The organism is Thermostichus vulcanus str. 'Rupite', from assembly GCF_022848905.1.
Classification (GTDB): domain Bacteria; phylum Cyanobacteriota; class Cyanobacteriia; order Thermostichales; family Thermostichaceae; genus Thermostichus; species Thermostichus vulcanus_A.
Genome location: NZ_JAFIRA010000108.1, coordinates 1 through 1855, shown reverse-complemented (window position 1 = coordinate 1855; position 1855 = coordinate 1). Strand labels below are relative to the sequence as shown.

2 protein-coding genes and 1 pseudogene are annotated in these 1855 nt (G+C 56.7%); 2 read left to right on the top strand and 1 reads right to left on the bottom strand.

The genetic code is table 11. The annotated features are described in order from the left end of the window. Window positions 1–19 precede the first annotated feature (19 nt). A complete protein-coding gene (locus JX360_RS17310; protein ID WP_244353479.1) occupies window positions 20–571 on the bottom strand; it encodes a DUF4079 domain-containing protein in 552 nt (183 codons plus the stop codon). A 180-nt stretch (window positions 572–751) separates the two neighbouring features. On the opposite strand from JX360_RS17310, the gene JX360_RS17305 reads away from it, so the two are divergent. Together JX360_RS17305 and JX360_RS17300 are read left to right on the top strand one after the other, a co-directional pair. Further along, a complete protein-coding gene (locus JX360_RS17305) occupies window positions 752–1231 on the top strand; it encodes a phycobilisome linker polypeptide (RefSeq protein ID WP_244353477.1) in 480 nt (159 codons plus the stop codon). Window positions 1232–1409: 178 nt separating this feature from the next. Continuing rightward, window positions 1410–1855 (top strand): annotated as a pseudogene (locus JX360_RS17300) (hypothetical protein); the annotation flags it as partial.

Here is a 1855-nt window from a genome sequence, read left to right as displayed (position 1 = left end):
GATCAAATTACACCGAGGACTACAAAGACAGGCCCAACTTGATCCCCAACGCCGCATGGGCAACCAGCACACAGAGAATCAGGCTGCCCACATAGGCATGGGTGGTTCGCAACGCAGCGCGATTGCCTCCAAAGCCCGTGAGCGACAAAGCCCCATTCACCCCCAACAACAGTAACACCAGGGATCCCGTCCAAAAATGGGGGCTGTTCAACAGCGGTTCCCCTTGCATCACCAACGACAAAATGCCACCCGTATAGCCCAATGCCAAAAACGTTGCCATCCAGGGAGCCAATTTGCGATGGTCCAACAGATGTTTCTGGGCCGATTCCGTTAGAGATCCCTCCCCCGCAGCTTCTGCCGCCAAGCGCAAGGCTCTTCCCCGCCAACCCGTCAGGCCAACAAAGCTACCCATCACCACCACCACGATCCCCATCATCAAGGGATGTCCCCATTGCACGATCGGCTGTGGCAAATCCAACCCCGCAAAGAGTTGGGCCACCGGCTGCAAAGCAGCAGTCAACCGATCCGACCCAGCGGACAAATCCGGCAAAGCCAAGCTCGACAAGTTCATTCCATTCCCCTCCAAGCCAGCGACGAATCCACAATTTCCTTAACAAATCTACTTTAAACTACACAAGCCAGCAGGATGGTTCTGATAGGTACCCGGCAACGGTAGAATGTCTGACGGTAAAGCGGTGGTTGGAGTTGTAGTCTTAAGCCACTGCACGCTGGGCAGAACGGAGTTATCGACATGGCCAAGTTGTTGCTGGGGGATCAATCCTTTGAGGTCGAGCCACTTGCGGATGTACCCACTGACTGGCCTGGAATTAAGGTGATGTCTAAAGGGGCCAAGCTACAGGTTCCGGTTGGAACGGTAGTCAAGGTGGAGTCCGAGGATAACAACCTGGCTGGATCCTACAAGGTCGCTTACTGTCTGGCTCCTGCCTTTCCCCGGACATGGCGCCTCCTTCTAGAACGGGAGAGTGCTGCTCCTGCTCCTGAAGCCGCTGCAACCCCAGCGGTTGCCTCAGCATCCAGCTCTGATATGCCCAATACCGATAAAACCTTTACCATCAAGGTTTCCGGTGTGGTGGGAGGTGGCGTGCGCAAAAGCGTCCTCGAGTACAAGGTGCCCTTCAGCCGCCTCTCGCAAGAGGTGAAGCGCATCACCAAAATGGGGGGGCAAATCCTTAGCATTTCTGAATCTAATGTGCTGACAACTCTGGATTGAGACTGAACCGATTCGATCTCTGCTGCCCAGAATCGTCTTCCCTTCCCGTCTTTGAACCGGGCGGCAGATTTTGCTTGTCCTTGAGCTGAAGAGATTTTGCTAGCTACGGCTTCGGACATCCCCAACCGGAAGACAGGGATGGTAGGCTGGCGTTGGTTTGGGGAGTGGGGAGGACATCATGACATCTCGGCAGCAGCCAACACACCTCCGAGGGGTGCCAGGGGGATCCCGCCCTCCTTTGCCACAGGTACCCCTTCCGGCCCCGCGACCCCGTTTTTCTTATCCTCCCCGTCGCCCTCCGGTGAGGTCTCGCTTCCCGCTATTCCGCTGGGTGGCACTACTGGTGATCCTGCTGGGATTTAGCGCCGGAGCCTTGGTGGCCTGGGGAATTGCCCATCCCGATTGGGCCAGCCGCTTGCCCAGTTTGTCTGAACCCATCCCAGCACTGCCCGCCCCCCGTGCTGAGGCCAAAGCGGCCCAACAGCAACGTTTGCCCATTGCCAGAGAACCTCAGCTGGAACGGGATCCCTTTGCTTTGGATCCCTTGGCCAGTCTTTCCTATGTGCCCTCGATCATGTATCACGACGTGGTGGCCAGCCGTAAAGAAGTCTGGTTTGACACCAC